Genomic DNA, 16,351 nt, shown 5'->3' with positions numbered 1-16,351 from the left:
GTGGCACGGCTGATGTCAGCCGAGAACAAGTGTTACGGCCAGCGCCAGCATCACAACACCGATGGCCAGGTCCACAATCCGCCATGTCCGCGGGCTGCTGAGCACCCCGGAAAGCTTTCGGGCTCCATATCCCAAGGCGGAGAACCAGAGGGCGCTTCCCACCACGGCCCCGGCCGCGAAGACCCATCGCGCGTCCGGACCGTGCTGGTTGGCCAGGCCGCCCAGCAGCACCACGGTGTCCAGGTACACATGGGGATTCAGGTAGGTCAACGCCAAGGTGGTGGCGATGACCGATCCCTTGGACCGTGGCGCCTCAGCCGTCAGGGTTGAAGGCTTGAGTGCGGACCTGAATGACCGCACCGCCCACCATGCCAGGTAGGCAGCGCCGCCCCACCTCAGCACGTCCAGTGCCAACGGAAACCTGGACACCAAAGCACCGATCCCCGCCGTGCCGCCGAGGATCAGCAACGCATCGCTGAGCATGCAGAGCGCCACCACCACACCCACGTGTTCACGGCGGATTCCCTGCCGCAGCACAAACGCATTCTGGGCGCCGATGGCGATGATCAACGCCAGGCCTGTCATCAGCCCGGTACTCCAAATGCTCCACATGCCTAGACCGTAGCCCGATCGCTCATATGAAGACAAACGATAGATTCTACAGTTCCATTAGAATAACTTCATGAACTTCGAGCATCTCCGGGCCCTGGCAGCGATTGTGGACGAGGGAACTTTCGAGGCTGCGGCCGATTTGTTGGGAATCAGTCCCTCCGCCGTCAGCCAGCGCATCAGGGCACTGGAAAAATCGGTGGGGCTGGTGGTTGTCCGCCGTAGCGTGCCATGTACTCCCACGGAAGCTGGATCGGTCCTGCTGCGTATGTCCCGCCAAGTGCAGGTCCTCGAGGCAGAAACCTGGGAGTCACTGGGAAACGGCGTCTCTTCCCGGGCAGTGACCCCCGTTGCCGTCAACGCCGACTCCCTGGCCACATGGTTCGTGGACGTACTTCACGAGGCCAGCACGTGGGCGGAGACCACCCTGGACCTGCATGTGGAGGACCAGGACCACAGCAGCCAACTCCTGCGCCGCGGAGACGTTCTCGGGGCGATCACCTCCGACCCCACACCGGTCAACGGCTGCCGGGTGGAACGGCTTGGCGATATGCGGTACCTGCCAGTGTCCACCCCGGGGCTGCGCAAGCGCTTCAAAGCCGGCAACGGTGTGGACTGGCAGAGCATGCCCATGCTCCAGTTCAATGCCAAGGACAACCTGCAGCAACTGCAGCTCAAGGCCCGCGGCGTACAGCAGGCGCCGCCAACACATTTCATCCCTTCATCCGAGGGATTCCTTGCAGGTTTGAGGGCAGGCCTGGGTTGGGGCATGATTCCCGAGTTGCAGCTGGGAACGGACCTCGCCGACGGCTCCCTGGTAGTACTGAAGGAACGCGAGCACCATGACGTGGCCCTTTACTGGCAGACCTGGACCCTGGACTCACCACGGCTCGTCCGCGTCACCAAGGCCGTCCGCAAGGCCAGCCGCCAAAAACTGCGCGGCGCACACCCGGGTAGCTAAGTTCGAACCAGCTTCGTGGCACGCACCAACTGACCAGCCACCGGGCTTCCGGGGGGTGGGGGTGCCGTTGAGTGGGAGGTGTGTCCGGTGGGCGTCCGGTATTCGATGGTGTGCCTGGAACCCGGCCGGGGGACGGTTGTCCAGCCGTGGTTTTCCTTTGTATGGTTGCAGGCCTCGCAGAGCCCGGCCGCGTTGCCGAGGCTGGTGGCTCCGCCGGCATGCCAGGCCACCACGTGGTCGTGATGCCGGATGGGCGCATCACAATAGGGCGCGCGGCAGGTGTCATCACGGGCCTGGATAAAGCGGCGCAACCCTGACGGGAACAACCGCGCCCGCGAATCCATCCCCACCAGGTCCCCCGCCCCGGGGGCCACGTACAGCCGCCGCAGCCACACCATGAAATCCTGCTTTCCGGGCTCGGTCTCAAGCACTTCGGCTGCGGGCTGGCAGGCGCCGGCGGCGGGCGTCCTGCTGCCCGGACTTTCCGGTCCATCCAGCGCAGGCTCCCTGCCGCCGGCAGCTGATCCCGGACTCCTGGCTTTGCCGCCCTTGCCACCGCTGGTGACCAGGCCGCGGGCCCAGCCGGCCGGGACAATCCCGTAACCGGGAAGGCGTGCCGGTTCAGAATCACCCTGAAACAAGGTCCTGTCGGTCATCACCAGCTGGATTTCCACCCCACTGACACCGCCCGGGGTGCCGGTGGTCCGCTCCACCAGGGTGTCGGCCATGATCTGTCCCCGGGAACGGCCATCACCGCCGGCGCGCAAAGTGTCGGCATGTGCGCTCAGCGCCGCATAAGCCGCCACACCCTCCGCGACCGGCAGCAGCGCCGTCAGACGCGCCATGGTGTCCGGGGCCGGACGCAGGCTCACACACCGCTCCCCGGCAGCACGGGCAGCCCGCTGCGTCACCGAACGCGGATCCCGACGGTACGCCGCCGCCCGCGCCGCAGCCACCACCGCCCGGTCCCCGGCCCCAGCAAAAGTACCCGTATCAGCGGCAAGCTCCTCATCAACAGCGCACCGGTCCGCCGCGCCCAGGCACGCCGTCTCCCTGACCACCAGCGTGGCCCGCCACTCATTCAGCCGGCCAGCATCCAGCGCAGCCAGGGTACGCGGCATCTCCGCCACCAGCGCCTTGGCCAGCCCGAGCAGCCTGCCGCCCCGGGACGGCGACTCACCCCGGGCCAGCGCAACCTGCGCCGCTACGCCCTGCCCCTGCTCCGCAACCGGTATCCCGGCCTTGGCCTGCTCGCGGCGCTGGGCAAGATCGAACGCCACAGCAACTTTCGCCTGCGCAGCCGCAGTGGCCGCCTTCAGCTCCTCCAGGCCCCGCAACTGATCAATCAGCCCGGCACTGTCCGAGGACACGGGCAAACACCGAACCCGGCTAATCAAGTCCTGAACGGTGCCATCCATAACCACAGTCTTCCAGCGACCCCTGACAATCAGAGGCTGCCCAGACCCTATGTGGACAACGCCCAGATTCGGGCAAATGACCCTACCCGGCAGCGCCGCCCAACACCACGTTCACCGGCTCCTTGCCCTCCAGCATCAATCCAATCTGCTGCTGGACCAGCCGGACCATCCGCGGGAACATCGCCGAACTGGCCCCGCCCACGTGCGGGGTGATCAGCACGCCGGGCGTGGTCCACAGGGGGTGGTCCGCGGGCAGCGGTTCGGGGTCCGTCACATCAACAGCGGCACGCAACCGGCCCGAGGACGCCTCGGCCAGCAGCGCATCCGTGTCCGCCACGGCGCCGCGGGCCACGTTGACCAGCAGCGCCCCGTCCGGCATCGCGGCCAGGAACTTCGCGTCCACCAGCTGGCGGGTCTGCTCACTGAGGGGCACGCTGACCACCGCGATGTCGTGCAGCGGCAGCTGCTCATACAAGGAGTCGATGCCGAAGATCTTCCCGCTGGGATCCTCGCGTTCACGGCTCGCCATCCGGGTCACCTTCGTTTCGAAGGGCAGAAGCCGGGCCTCGATGGCCTTGCCCACTCCCCCGTAACCCACCAGCAGCACCCGCCGGTCCGCAAGGCTGGGCCGCTGGCTGTTGTCCCACGTGCCGCTGGCCTGGTTGCGCGCGAAGTCGTCCATGCCGCGCTGGCTGGCGATCATCATGCCCAGGGCGAGTTCCGCCGTCGACGTTTCATGGACCCCTGCCGCGTTGGCGAAAACGCAACCCGCGGGCAGCACGTCCGCCACGCCGTCGTACCCTATGGACTGGCTCTGGACCAGGCCGATCTCCACGGACTCCAGCGCGGCCAGCACCTCCGGCCCGCGCATATACGGCGGCACCACAATGTCCAGCCGTTCAGCGGGGGCGGACCCGGAAAAGTCCCACACATAAAACTCGACGCCGGAAGCCGGCGCGAGCGCGTCCAGCAGTTTCTGGTCGGGCAGGGAAACCTGCAGCGGCGCCCTCACGCGGCCACCACGAGCTTGACGTCCGCGGCACGCAGCGCCGTCTCGATTTCCCGCGGCGGGGGCGCATCCGTCACCAGCACGTCGGCCGCGTCAAAGGCGGCCAGCCTGGCCAGCGCGTACCGCAGCATCTTCTGGTGTGTTGCCACCACTACCACCTGTTCCGCAGAGTTCATGAGGGCGATCTTAGTGGCGCGCTCCACGTCCCGCTCAATGTAAAACGCTTCGTCGTGGATTCCGCTCACGCCAATGAAGGCCGTTTTGGCGCGGAGGCCCGCCGCGGCGCTGACAGTCATGGGACCGTTGAATGCCTGGCTGTCCAGGAGCAGTTCACCGCCCAGGCAGATGGTCCGGGCAGCGGTCAACTGCAGGCAGCGCTGGATGGCCGGTGCGGAGTGCGTGATGATGGTGCCCGTAAAAGAGCTGGGCAGCTCCTGGGCGATCTGGTACGTGGTGGTGCCGGCGTCCAGGATGATGGCATCGCGTTCCCCAATCATGGAGATGCAGGCACGGGCCACCCGGAGCTTCGCGTCGGAATCCTCCCGCACGCGGGCGGCGAAGTCCGCGTTCTGGCCTTGGCCCTGGATGGCGCTGACCCCGCCGTGGACCACCCTGACCAGGCCCAGTTTGGACAGTACCCGGGTGTCCCGGCGCACGGTCATGTCCGATACCGCAAAAGTCTCGGCCAGGTCCGTAGTGGAAATAAACCCGCGCCGGCCAAGTTCCTCCAGGATGGTGCGCTGGCGGGGCGTCAGCGGCGCCTCTTCACGTGCGGTGCTCATATCCCCTTCTTCCCGCCCCATTCGCCGGCCCGCAAGCCAGCGAAGTGTTGCTTTTCCAACACCAACTTACCTAGTGACGTACCCCGGCACCGGCATTCGTAAGCTCAACGGGGCGTCCTTCCACGATCGAGCGCTCGGCCGCCAGCCCCATGCGGACCGACTGCAGGCCATCTGCCACCGTTACCTCAACCGGACCTTCGCCCAGGATCGCCTTCCGGTAGCCCAGGTGCTCGTAGTAGGTGGAGCCGTGGTGGGCACCGGCAGCAAGCACTGCCTCATCCACCGGAACCTCATGCTTTTCCGGTCCGAGCGGCGAGCGCGGGCTGAACTCAACCGTGGCTTCCGCTTCATCACCTTCGATCCAGTGGTTGGCCGCCACGGGGATGAGCGTCTCGATCTTCGCGGCGTCCCCCACGATGGAGATCCGCTCCTGGAACTTGGAGCCCTCGGCGAACATGGACAGCTCCAGCATCGCGCGGCGGCCGCCCTTGAAGTCCACAATCACGTAGGCGTTGTCGATCATGTCCGATACCCGGCCGTCGTACACCTCATCCATGTGGTTCACGTCGTGGCCGCCGCTGGCGTACACGCGGACGGGCTCGTCCTGCAGGATCAGCCGCATCAGGTCGAAGAAGTGGCAGCACTTCTCCACCAGGGTTCCGCCGGTCCGCTCAGCGAAGCGGTTCCAGGAGTCCACCTTGTGCAGGAACGGGAAACGGTGCTCCACGATGGACAGCATGTAGATGTTGCCGAGCTTGCCGTTGTGTGCGGCCTGGATGACTTCCTGGACCGGCGGCATGTAGCGGTATTCCATGGCAACCCATACCGGTGCCGGGTAGTCCGCGGCCAGCGCCTCGAGTTCATCTGCCTGCGCGGCGGTGGTGCACACCGGCTTTTCCACGAGCACGGGCAGATTGGTTCCGCTGGCGAAAATGTCCTTGAGGATGGCCAGGTGGGTGTCGTTGGGGCTGGCAATTACCAGTGCGTCCACCAGGCCTGAAGCGAGCAGCTCCTGGTGCGAGGGGAAGGTCTGAACCTCGTAGCCGATCTCAGCGGCGGTCTCCTCCAGGGATGAGGGCTGGGGATCGGAGACTGCGGTGATCCGGCTGCCGGGAATCAGGGCGAGGTTCCGGACGTGTTCGCGGGCCATGTGGCCTGCGCCGATGAGGCCGTATCGGATGGTCCGGACCGTTTCCGCAGAAGGCAATGACATGTGCTGCTCCGTTTCTCTACGTTGAGTTTTTGGGGGGACCGTGGCGTTGCATCCCAAACAGAACTATACAGAAAGTGTTGTTATTCCAACATAGCGTGTGTATATTTCTTCAGTACCAGCCGGAACTACAACGAGGTGGAACGTGCCCCAACCGTCAACTGGAACCCTGCTCTTCGTAGGCTGCGCCACGCTTGACTCCATCGCTTTGGTGGAGGATTACCCCGCAGCGGACAGCCGCACCGTCGCTTCGGACTTCGCGACGGCGGGTGGCGGCCCGGCCGCCACCGCAGCCGTGGCGGCCGCCCGTGCCGGAGCAAACACGGCCTTCGCAGGCGTCCTCGGCACCGACGAGGAAGGCGACCGCATCATCGCCGGCCTACAGGCCGAAGGCGTGGACACTTCCGCGGTGATCCGCGATCCCAACGTCAAAACGGGTGCCAGCGTGATCGTGGTCAGCAAGGCATCCGAAAGCCGGGCGATTGTCACCCGGCCCGTGCCGCCGGTCAGTTTTCCGGCCGGCAGCCGGTTCCATGAACTGGTGGAATCGGCAGCCTGGGTCCACGTGGACCACCTGGGCTGGAACGCCGTGGCGTCCCTTCCGGCCTTCAGCGCCGGAAGCCTGAACGTCAGCGTGGATGCCGGCAACCCCATCGCGTCCTTCAGCCCGCAGGGCGTGGCCCTCTACGTCCCAACCATCGAACGGCTCCACGCGGAGTACGGCGGGCACCACTCCCCCGAGGCGCTCCTGGGCAAAGCAGCCGACGACGGCGCCTCCGCCGTCGTCGCCACCGCCGGCTCTGACGGTGCCTGGGTCAAGGACGGCAATGCGGACCCGCTCCACGTGCCCGCAACCCCAGCCACGATCGTCTCCACCCTGGGCGCCGGCGACGTCTACCACGGCGCCCTGCTCGCCGCCGTCGCCGCCGGCCTTTCCCTGGCTGACGCGGCAGCCTTCGCTGGCCGCACCGCCTCCGCATCCTGCGAAGGGCTGGACGGCCGCTCCGCCATCCCGCACCAGACCATCACACCTGTCCTTACTTCCAACCACACCGCCTAGCTGAAAGAAGCAGCCCATGAGCCACACAGACCTCTCACCCCTCCAGCGCCCGTCAGGCGCCTTCGCAATGCTCGCCGTCGACCAGCGCGAAGCCATGCGCAACATGTTCGCCGAACACACCGACCAGCCCGTCACTGACCAGGACCTGCAGGACTTCAAGCTGCAGGCCGCCAAAATCCTCACCCCCTACGCATCCGGCGTCCTCATCGACCGGCAATTCGCCCTGGACCAGGCCATTGCGGACAACGTGGTGGATCCCAGCTGCGGGCTGATCGCCTCGGCGGACCACTTCGAATCCGCGCACGGCGAGCTGGTGGGCGAGGTAACCATCGACCGCCTCGTGGACCCGCACAAATACAAGGCCCTGGGCGTCAAGGCCCTCAAGCTCCTGGTGCTGTACCGCCCGGACGAGCCCGCCGAAGGCAGGGTGGAAATGGTCCGCGAATTCGTGGACAGCTGCCGGTCCGCGGGTCTCATCAGCATCATCGAGCCCGTCTCCCGCAAGCCCCTGGCCGGCGGGGAATTCGACTGGAACGCCGGCATCCTCGCAGCCGCCAGGGAGCTGGGCAGCCTGGGGGCGGACCTGTACAAGGCTGAAGTCCCGTTCCACGGCCAGGCCCCCGAAGCCGAAGTCCGCACCGCGTGCGCCGAGCTCACCAACGCCATCGACGGACCCTGGGTGGTGCTCTCCTCCGGCGTCCCCGAAGACGTCTTTCCGGATGCAGTCCGGTGGGCCTGCCTGGAAGGTGCCAGCGGCTTCCTGTCCGGACGCGCGGTCTGGGCCTCCTGCATCGGTGCGCCCGACGTCGTCGAATCCTTGTCCACGGACGCCGTCCGCCGGCTGCAGCGCCTCTGCGCCGTGGTGGACGACGTTGTCACCGCGCAAAGGACCAACGCGTAACCACTCCGGGAGCGCCACAGCGTCAGGGCCGTGGCAAGCCCCTTTCCGCAGTCAAGCAAGCAAGGCACAGCAAAACACTCAACGAGGAGATTATTGTGAGTCAGATTTCACGCAGGCAGGCCATCGCACTCCTGGGGGCCCTGGGCTTCGGCGCCACCGCGGCAGCATGCGCCGGTCCCGGCGGTTCCACGGCGCCCGGCGGTGCCACCGGCCCCGCCGCCCCCGCCACGGGGGACATCACGGGCAAGGTGTCCTTTGCGCACTGGCGCGGTGAGGACAAGGTGGTGTTCGACGAGCTGGTCAAGCGCTTTGCCGCACTGCACAACGGCGTTGAAGTGGCGCAGGACATCTCGACGTCCAACGACTACAACGCCCAGGCCCTGCAGAAGCTGCGCGGCGGCTCCATTGGCGACGCGTTTGCCACCTTCCGCGGGTCCCAGTTCAAGAACTTCACCGAGGCCGGCATCTACACCGAGCTCAAGGACAGCAAGGCCGTCTCGAACTACCAGGAAGGGCTGCTCTCCGCCGGAAAGTCCGGAGAGAGCCAGCTGGGACTGCCGTACCAGGTGGTGTTCCCCATGCCGATGGCCAACGTGGACCTGTTTGACAAGGCCGGCGCTGACCTCGCCCCCAAGGACTGGGACTCGTTCCTGGCCATGTGCGAGAAGCTGGCGTCCTCCGGCGTCATCCCCATCTCCTGGCCGGGCGGCGATGTTGGAAACGGCGGCCAGCTCTTCAACTGCATGATCGCCAACAACGCCCCTGTGGACGACATGTGCGCCCAGATCGAACAGGGCAAGCTGAAGGTCACGGACGACTGGTTCATCAAGATGCTCAATCAGTACAAGGACCTGGTTCCGTACCTCCAGCCCAACGCCACCGGCACCGCTGTGGAGCCGGCCCAGAACCTGTTCTCGCAGGGCCAGGCAGCCATGCTTGCCACCGGCTCGTACCACATTGCCGCCGTCCGCGGCCTGGGCGCCCAGTTCCCCATCGAGCTGGTGTTCCCCAACACCTCCGACGGCAACGCCAAGTATGAGGGCGTCTACAACGCAACCTTCATCCTGGGCGTTAACTCGGCCAGCAAGAACCAGGCCGCAGCGGCTGCCTGGATCGACTTCCTCTCCGAGCCGGAGAATGCCGCCTACTACGCCAACGAGACGGCGCAGCACGTGTCCGTGAAGGACGTGGACTACACCAACCCGGACCTGAAGCGCCTGAGTCCCTGGCTGGATAAGAACACAGCACTGGCCGCGCGGTTCCAGTTCCAGAACCTGGATGTCCGCAACGCCGTGGAAGCCAGCGCCACCGCCGTCATCTCGGGCACCAGCCCCGAGCAGGCTGCAGAGGCCGCCCAGAAGATTGTTGACGAACGGATATGAGCACCCATACCGGGCTGCCTGCGAAGCGGAAGGCACCAGGCAGCCCTCCCGACGTGAATGCCAATAAAGGACGCCGCCGCTCCCCCACCCGGGTGAATCCGGCGCTGTACCTCTTCCCGCTTCCCGCCGTAGCCGTCATTGCCTTCTTCCTGGTAATGCCCACGCTGCAGGCCTTCCAGTACGCCCTCACGGATTGGAACGGTTTCTCGGCAGCGTTCAACTACGTGGGGCTGGACAACTTCATCCGGGCGTTCACCAACGACTCACTGTTCACGAACGCCCTCATGAACAACCTCAAGTTCGTGCTGCTGGTGGTCATCGCGCAGACCTTCTTTTCGCTGATCCTGGCGCTGCTGCTGACCAAGAACTCACGGGGAAGCGTCCTGCTCCGCGCGCTGTTCTTCTTCCCCACCATCCTGTCCTCGGTGTCCGTGGCCTTCATCTGGAAGTTCATCTACGATCCCAACTTCGGTCTGGCCAACGCGGTGCTGGGCGGGGTAGGGCTGGAAGCACTCCAGAGCTCCTACCTCGGCAACGACGCCCAAGCCCTGTACTGGGTGGCCGTGACCCAGGTGTGGTTCCACGCCGGCCAGATGATGGTGGTGTACATCGCCGGCCTGCAGGCCATCCCGCGGGAACTCTACGAGGCAGCTGAGATGGACGGTGCCAACAAGTGGCAGCAGTTCAAGTCCATCACCTGGCCCTTCGTGGCCCCGGCAACGTCCATCGTGGTGGCCTACACCACCGTGCAGTCGTTCAAGGCCTTCGACCTGATCCTGGGCATTGCCGGCAACCCGCCCAAGCAGTCCCTGGACATCCTCTCCACCCGCATCTACAGCACTTTCGCCAACTCGGAGTTCGGCTACGCCGCCGCCCAGTCGATCATCTTCATGGCCATGATCGCCCTGGTCACCTGGCTCCAGCGCCGGCTGCTCCGCCTCACCCCGAAGGGGGAATGACAGCATGCTCTCGTCAATAACCCGCCGCGGAATCCTCGCGATCTACGCGGTCATCATCATCGTTCCGCTGACCGTGGTGGGGTTCGGCAGCTTCAAGTCCACGCAGGAACTGTTTGCCGGGCCGTTCAGCCTGCCGCAGTCCCTCTCCCCCGGCAACTACGCAGAGGTGATCGGCGGCCAGGACCTCGGTTCGTCCTTCATGAACAGCGTCATTGTCACCGCCATCTCCGTCCCGCTCACCCTGTTCCTGGCCAGCCTGGCCGGCTACGCTGTCTCCCGGCTCAAGGGGTTCATGTCCTGGGCCATCTTCGGGTTCCTGGTGCTCGGCATGGCCATCCCGGCGCAGGCCAACATGGTTCCGCTGTATGTCCTCTTTGGCCGTTTGGGGCTGCTGGACAGCCTGGCCGGGCTGGTGCTGGCGAACCTGGTATCCACCCTGCCCATCGCCGTCTTCATCCTGGGCGGGTTCATGCGGACCCTGCCCAAGGAACTCTACGAAGCTTCCTCGATTGACGGCACCGGCCCCTGGCGGACGTACGTCTCCATCGCCCTGCCGCTGTCCGCGCCGTCCATCGCCGCAGCTGCCATTTTCCTGTTCGTCATCCACTGGAACGAACTGCTGTACCCGCTGCTGTTCATCCAGTCCCCCGGCAACCGCACGCTGCCGCTGGCGCTGCTGAGCTTCCAGGGCGAGTTCCAGACCGACTACCCGCTGCTGTTCGCCGGCGTCATCCTGGCCTCCCTGCCCGTGGTGGTGGCCTACGTCTTCCTGCAGCGGTACTTCGTTGCCGGCATCACCGCCGGCGCCAGCAAGGGATGAGCATGACGACGGCGGCGGCGGCCTTCCGCGCCCGCCCCGCCGTACTGGACCTCTCCCCGCCCTCCGAAAGGCATCATCCGTGAACCTCAAATCAGCCCAACACCTCATCAACGGCACCTGGCACGCCACCGGCACCTCCAAGACCGTGACGGACCCCGGAAACGGCAGCACCGTCGGAGAGATGGCCTGGGGCACCGCCGCCGACGCCACCCAGGCAGCCGACGCGGCCGCCGAGGCCTTTGGGTCCTGGTCCCGCACCACGGTGCGGAACCGCGCCGACCTGCTCCGCACCGCAGCGGACCTCCTCGCCGAACGCCGCGACGAACTCGCCCACACCCTGGCGCTCGAGGCCGGCAAGCGGCTCCCCGAAGCCCAGGGCGAGGTGGACTTCTCGATGGAATACTTCCGCTGGTTTGCCGAGGAAGCACGGCGAACCACCGGAACCGTCAGTCCGCCCGAGCTGCAGGGCCGCCGCCACCTGAGCCTGCGGAAGCCCATCGGTGTGGCCCTCAGCCTCACCCCGTGGAACTTCCCGGTCTCCATCCAGGCCCGCAAACTCGCCGCGATGCTCGCCGCAGGCTGCACCGTGGTGGGCAGGGTCTCCGAAAAAGCGCCGCTGGCCGCCACCGGCCTCTTCGAGGTCCTGCACGACGCCGGTTTCCCGGCGGGCGTGGTCAACCTGGTCCACGGCCCCTCCCGGGAAATCACCGGGGCCCTGCTCAAGCACCCGGCCGTCCGGGCCGTCAGCTTCACCGGGTCCACAGGCGTGGGCAAGCACATCATGGCGTCCGCCTCGGACCGGGTGGTCCGGCCGCTGCTGGAACTGGGCGGCAACGCGCCGTTCATCGTCTTTGAGGACGCCGACCTGGACGCCGCCGTCGAGGGCGCAGTGCTCGGCCGGCTCCGCAACACGGGCCAGTCCTGCGTGGCTGCCAACCGGTTCCTGGTCCAGGACAGCATCGCCGGGGAGTTCGCCAGCAGGCTGGCCGCGCGCTTTGACGCGATGAGCATCGGCCACGGCGTTCCCGACGACGGCACTCCCGTCCCGGACCTTGGCCCGGTGATCGACGCCGAACGGGTCTCAGCCGTGCAGGCCCTGGTGGACGACGCGCTGGAGCACGGCGCCCGCCGCGTCACGCAGCGGACCGACGTACCCGCCCAGGGCTCCTTCCTGGCACCCACGCTCCTGGCGGACGTTCCGGACGACGCACTCCTGGTGACCGAGGAAGTCTTTGGTCCGGCAGCCGGCGTCGTGACCTTCTCCTCGGAGGAGGACGCCATCCGGAAGGCCAACGCCACCGAGATGGGCCTGGCCGCCTACGTCTGGAGCAGCAGCCCAAAGCGCGGCTGGGAGATTCCGGAGCAGCTCGAGGCCGGCATCGTGGGCGTCAACGACCCCCTGCCGTCCGTGGCTTTCGCGCCCATGGGCGGTGCCAAGCAGTCCGGCCTGGGCCGGGAAGGCGCAAGCCTGGGCCTGGAGGAGTTCGAGGAGGTCCAATACGTGGCCTGGCGGCCCTAAATGCTGACCACCGGGCTGGTGCTGGGCGCCGTCGTTATGGGTGCAGGGATGCAGCGCATCACCGGCATGGGCTTCGCCCTGGTGGCCGCCCCCTTCCTGGTCCTGCTCCTGGGCCCGGTGGAGGGGGTGGTGCTGGTGAACGTCTGCGGCGCCGTGACTGCCGGAGCCATCATCTTCCGGGTTGTCCGGGACATCGACTGGAAACGGTACGCGGCCCTCACGGCCTCGGCGGTGCTGGGAATCGTTCCGGCGGCCTTCCTGATCCGGCTCATCCCGCCGGCGGTCCTGGAGATTTCCATCGGGGTGATCCTGGCCGTCGGGCTGACCGTCCTGCTGGCACTGAAGTCCGCAACCCTGCCAGCCCGGCGCCGCTACCTCCTCACCGCGGGCGGCCTCAGCGGGTTCATGAACACTGCGGCCGGCGTCGGCGGGCCAGCGGTGAGCATGTACTCCATCGCCACCCGGTGGCAGCACAAGTCCTTCGCTGCCACCATGCAGCCGTACTTCTTCACCATCGGCGCGCTTTCCCTGGCCTCAAAAGCCCTGACGGCGCCCGCGACGTTCCCCTCACTTCCCGTTGCCATGTGGGCGGCGGTTGCCGGAGCCTGCCTCGTCGGGCTGGTACTCGGCGACGTCGCTGCCCGTTTTGTCCCCGCCCGCGCCGCCCAGATCCTGCTGATTGTCCTGGCCTACCTGGGCGCGGCAGCCACCATTGTCCGCGGCGTCCTCGACGCCGTCGGGTAACGAATGCATGTATCCAACGAACACCACTAACGAAAGGGCGGCCATGACTGCCACCTCCCCGCACAAAAGCCCCTTGCGCGTGTCCACCAGCAACGGCGAAACCATCTCGCTGACGGTTGATGCCGGTGCTCCGGTGACCATTCAGCTTGACGTTGGACACGACTGCAGCCGTGGCGGCGCCGCCCGGCGCGCCGGCGCATACACAGATACCGACTTCGGCACGCGCTAACTGGACTAGTTTCGGACGTGCACCCGCATCAGAAAGAGGAAATGACATGACGTGGCTGAACAGTGCCGCCCACGCACGATGGCTCGAGGCAGAAACCGACCGGCTGATCAATTTCGCCGCAGGGTCAAAGGTGCCCACGGGATTCGGCTGGCTCGACAACAACGGCAAGGTATTCACCGACAAGCCGACCCATCTCTGGATCACCGCCCGGATGGTCCACAGTTTCGCTGTCGCCGCGCTCATGGGACGGCCGGGTGCGGGGACGCTCGTGGACCACGGCATCGCGGCGCTCAACGGTGTGTTCCGCGATGACGAGTTCGGCGGCTGGTTCGCCGAGGTGGACGGGAACGGGCCGGTGAACGACACCAAATCCGGCTACCAGCACTCCTTCGTGCTCCTCGCCGCCGCCAGCGCCGTTGCGGCAGAACGCCCAGGAGCCCGGGAACTGCTCGACGAGGCCCTGCGGATAGCCGACACAAGGTTCTGGGACCATGAAGCCAACATGTGCTTCGACTCGTGGAACCGGGACTTCACGGAAACCGAGGCCTACCGTGGCGGCAACGCGAGCATGCACTCAGTCGAGGCGTACCTCATCGTGGCCGATGTCACCGGGGAGGACCGCTGGCTGGAACGGGCCCTCCACATCGCCGAGGTGCTGATCCACAAATTTGCGCGCAACAACAACTACCGGGTCTTCGAGCACTTCGACCCGGACTGGACTCCCATGCCGGAGTACAACACCGACGACCGGGCCAGCCAGTTCCGGGCTTATGGCGGAACCCCCGGCCACTGGGTGGAGTGGGCGCGGCTGCTCCTGCACCTCCGTGCCGGGCTCGAGGCCCGCGGCCTGGACGTCCCGGACTGGCTGCTCGAAGACGCTCGCGGCCTGTTCGACGCCGCCATCCGCGACGCCTGGCAACCGGACGGCAATCCAGGATTTGTGTACACAGTCGACTGGGAGGGCAAGCCGGTGGTCACCACCCGCATCCGCTGGGTTCCCGCGGAGGCGATCGGCGGGGCGGCGGCCCTGTACATCGCCACCGGCGAGAAGAAGTATTCCGACTGGTACGAGCGGATCTGGGACCACGCCCGCGATTGGTTCATCGACTACGAGCACGGATCCTGGAAGCAGGAGCTCGACGAGCACGGCAATGTCACCTCCACCGTATGGTCCGGCAAGGCGGACATCTACCACCTCTGGCACTGCCTAGTAGTGCCGCGCCTTCCGCTGGCGCCGGGGCTCGCTCCCGCCGTCGCGGCCGGTCTGCTGGACGCACGGCTGACCGCCGCCGCGCAGGTCAGGGAACCGGCAGCCCGCTGATTCCCACGGTGCCGGCCCGACGCGCCGAAAACGGCAACGGGGACGCGCCGGGAACGGCACGGAGCAGGGGGCGGGATCCTGTAAATTTAAGGGAGGAATTCGTCCGGCCAGCGAGCCGCGTTCCACCCCTCCCCCTTGAATGGATCCCTCCCCCATGTCTTCCGCGATTTCCGCGCCGGCGCCTGCCCGTTTTCCGTACGCCGCGATGGTGGTCCTGGCCACCATCGCCTTCACGGCCATCACCACCGAGCTCCTCCCGTCCGGGCTGCTGCCGCAGATCAGCGCCGGCCTGAACGTGTCCGAGCCGGTGGCCGGCTACCTGGCTGCCGCCTATGCCGCGGTCATTGTGGTCACGGTGGTTCCGGCTGCCCGGCTGCTGGTGAAGATACCGCGGCACGCGCTGCTGGTGGGGCTGGTCCTGACGTTCGCCGCCAGCAACGCCATGGTGGGACTGGCGCCTGACTTCACGTCCGCCATGATTGCCCGTTTGGTGGGCGGCCTGGCCCATGGCCTGCTCTGGACCACCATGGCCCCGTTCGTCACCAGGGTGGTCCCGGCGGACAAGGTGGGCAAGGCCCTGGCCATCGTCTTCAGCGGGAACAGCCTGGGCCTGGCCATCGGTGCACCCGTGGGCACCGCGCTGGGCGGCTTCCTGGGCTGGCGTGCCGCGTTCATGGTGCTTGCCGGGTTCGGCCTGGTCCTCACCGTACTGGCGTTCTTCCTCCTGCCGCGCGTCCAGCGGATTTCCGACGCCGTCCGCCCCTCACTGCGCAAGGCCATCGCCCAGCCCGGGGTGAAGCCGGTGGCCATTGCCTGGCCGCTGCTGGTCCTGGCGCACTTCGCCCTGTTCACCTACATTGCTCCGTTTATCCGCGACGCCGGCTTCCCGGACTACGCCATCAGCCTCTCGCTCACCGTGCTGGGCGGCTCCGGGCTGCTGGGCATCTGGATCGCGGGCCTCACTGTGGACTCCCGGCCCCGGCGTTCCCTGCTGGTCACGACGGCGGCGATCGCCCTGTCCATGTTTTTCCTGCCCTTGGCGGTTGGCAACTTCGCCGTGGCGGTGGTCCTCATGACCGTCTGGGGTGCAGGGCTCGGCGCGATCGGCATCTACAACCAGTCCGCCATCCTTCGGGCGGGCGGCGAGTACCAGGAAGCCGCGAACGGCCTCACCGTGCTGACTATCCAGCTCGGCATCACCGTCGGCGCACTCTACGGCTCCGCGGCGCTGGTGGTGGGCGGTCCGCTGCTGGTTCCCGTGGCCGCGGCGCTGCCGGTAGTGGCAGCCTGGATCATCACCCTGGCCAACAAAAAGCACGCCTACCCGCAGGGCCCACGGGAGCGGGTGTGGCTGGAGCCGCGGCCCATCGCCGAAGCGGCGCCGGAAAAGGTGGGCGGGCGCTCCTAGGTTCCTCTCAAGAACCAGA

General features: G+C 66.7%; 16 protein-coding genes. 11 read left to right on the top strand and 5 right to left on the bottom strand.

Annotation, left to right across the window (positions count from 1 at the left end):
* Positions 1 to 15 precede the first annotated feature (15 nt).
* Positions 16 to 612, bottom strand: a complete 597-nt coding sequence (locus IEX43_RS11830; protein ID WP_188811252.1) for a LysE/ArgO family amino acid transporter — start codon at positions 610 to 612, stop codon at positions 16 to 18.
* A 70-nt stretch (positions 613 to 682) separates the two neighbouring features.
* Here IEX43_RS11830 and IEX43_RS11825 point away from each other — a divergent pair, with 70 nt between their 5' ends.
* Positions 683 to 1,570 (top strand): LysR family transcriptional regulator ArgP, encoded by an 888-nt coding sequence (locus IEX43_RS11825; RefSeq protein WP_188811251.1) that lies wholly within the window; start codon positions 683 to 685, stop codon positions 1,568 to 1,570.
* Here the strand turns inward: IEX43_RS11825 and IEX43_RS11820 are convergent.
* From IEX43_RS11820 to IEX43_RS11805, 4 genes are all read right to left on the bottom strand, one after another.
* Positions 1,567 to 2,988, bottom strand: coding sequence for an HNH endonuclease (locus tag IEX43_RS11820; protein ID WP_188811250.1), 1,422 nt, complete (start codon positions 2,986 to 2,988; stop codon positions 1,567 to 1,569). The two genes, IEX43_RS11825 and IEX43_RS11820, sit on opposite strands and share 4 nt — an antisense overlap.
* Positions 2,989 to 3,070: 82 nt before the next feature.
* Positions 3,071 to 4,000, bottom strand: a complete 930-nt coding sequence (locus tag IEX43_RS11815; RefSeq protein WP_188811249.1) for a 2-hydroxyacid dehydrogenase — start codon at positions 3,998 to 4,000, stop codon at positions 3,071 to 3,073.
* A complete protein-coding gene (locus IEX43_RS11810) occupies positions 3,997 to 4,779 on the bottom strand; it encodes a DeoR/GlpR family DNA-binding transcription regulator (protein WP_188811247.1) in 783 nt (260 codons plus the stop codon). Before IEX43_RS11810 ends, IEX43_RS11815 begins: the two co-directional genes overlap by 4 nt.
* A 70-nt stretch (positions 4,780 to 4,849) precedes the next feature.
* Positions 4,850 to 5,992, bottom strand: coding sequence for a Gfo/Idh/MocA family protein (locus IEX43_RS11805; RefSeq protein WP_188811245.1), 1,143 nt, complete (start codon positions 5,990 to 5,992; stop codon positions 4,850 to 4,852).
* A 142-nt stretch (positions 5,993 to 6,134) separates the two neighbouring features.
* Here IEX43_RS11805 and IEX43_RS11800 point away from each other — a divergent pair, with 142 nt between their 5' ends.
* The 10 genes from IEX43_RS11800 (at position 6,135) to IEX43_RS11755 (ending at position 16,332) form a co-directional block, all read left to right on the top strand.
* On the top strand, positions 6,135 to 7,049 hold the full coding sequence (locus IEX43_RS11800; protein WP_188811243.1) for a carbohydrate kinase family protein: 915 nt from the start codon (positions 6,135 to 6,137) through the stop codon (positions 7,047 to 7,049).
* A gap of 16 nt (positions 7,050 to 7,065) precedes the next feature.
* On the top strand, positions 7,066 to 7,950 hold the full coding sequence (locus IEX43_RS11795; RefSeq protein WP_188811241.1) for an aldolase: 885 nt from the start codon (positions 7,066 to 7,068) through the stop codon (positions 7,948 to 7,950).
* 95 nt (positions 7,951 to 8,045) lie between these two features.
* Positions 8,046 to 9,332 (top strand): ABC transporter substrate-binding protein, encoded by a 1,287-nt coding sequence (locus IEX43_RS11790; protein WP_188811239.1) that lies wholly within the window; start codon positions 8,046 to 8,048, stop codon positions 9,330 to 9,332.
* Between the two features lie 53 nt (positions 9,333 to 9,385).
* Positions 9,386 to 10,291 (top strand): carbohydrate ABC transporter permease, encoded by a 906-nt coding sequence (locus IEX43_RS11785; RefSeq protein ID WP_229666428.1) that lies wholly within the window; start codon positions 9,386 to 9,388, stop codon positions 10,289 to 10,291.
* A 4-nt stretch (positions 10,292 to 10,295) separates the two neighbouring features.
* Positions 10,296 to 11,111, top strand: a complete 816-nt coding sequence (locus IEX43_RS11780) for a carbohydrate ABC transporter permease (protein ID WP_066273968.1) — start codon at positions 10,296 to 10,298, stop codon at positions 11,109 to 11,111.
* 79 nt (positions 11,112 to 11,190) lie between these two features.
* Positions 11,191 to 12,630 carry an NAD-dependent succinate-semialdehyde dehydrogenase gene (locus IEX43_RS11775; protein ID WP_188811235.1) on the top strand — a complete coding sequence of 480 codons (1,440 nt, stop codon included), beginning with the start codon at positions 11,191 to 11,193 and terminating at the stop codon, positions 12,628 to 12,630.
* Positions 12,631 to 13,374, top strand: coding sequence for a sulfite exporter TauE/SafE family protein (locus IEX43_RS11770; protein ID WP_188811233.1), 744 nt, complete (start codon positions 12,631 to 12,633; stop codon positions 13,372 to 13,374).
* A 43-nt stretch (positions 13,375 to 13,417) separates the two neighbouring features.
* Positions 13,418 to 13,603 carry a hypothetical protein gene (locus tag IEX43_RS11765; RefSeq protein WP_188730787.1) on the top strand — a complete coding sequence of 62 codons (186 nt, stop codon included), beginning with the start codon at positions 13,418 to 13,420 and terminating at the stop codon, positions 13,601 to 13,603.
* Between the two features lie 46 nt (positions 13,604 to 13,649).
* Positions 13,650 to 14,924: an AGE family epimerase/isomerase gene (locus tag IEX43_RS11760; RefSeq protein WP_188811231.1), complete on the top strand. Its 1,275-nt coding sequence runs from the start codon at positions 13,650 to 13,652 to the stop codon at positions 14,922 to 14,924.
* Positions 14,925 to 15,078: 154 nt separating this feature from the next.
* Positions 15,079 to 16,332, top strand: coding sequence for an MFS transporter (locus IEX43_RS11755; protein ID WP_188811229.1), 1,254 nt, complete (start codon positions 15,079 to 15,081; stop codon positions 16,330 to 16,332).
* The last annotated feature ends 19 nt before the right edge of the window (positions 16,333 to 16,351 follow it).

The organism is Pseudarthrobacter polychromogenes (assembly GCF_014644495.1).
In the GTDB taxonomy this organism is placed as follows: domain Bacteria; phylum Actinomycetota; class Actinomycetes; order Actinomycetales; family Micrococcaceae; genus Arthrobacter; species Arthrobacter polychromogenes.
This window is presented reverse-complemented; position numbering and strand designations above follow the sequence as displayed.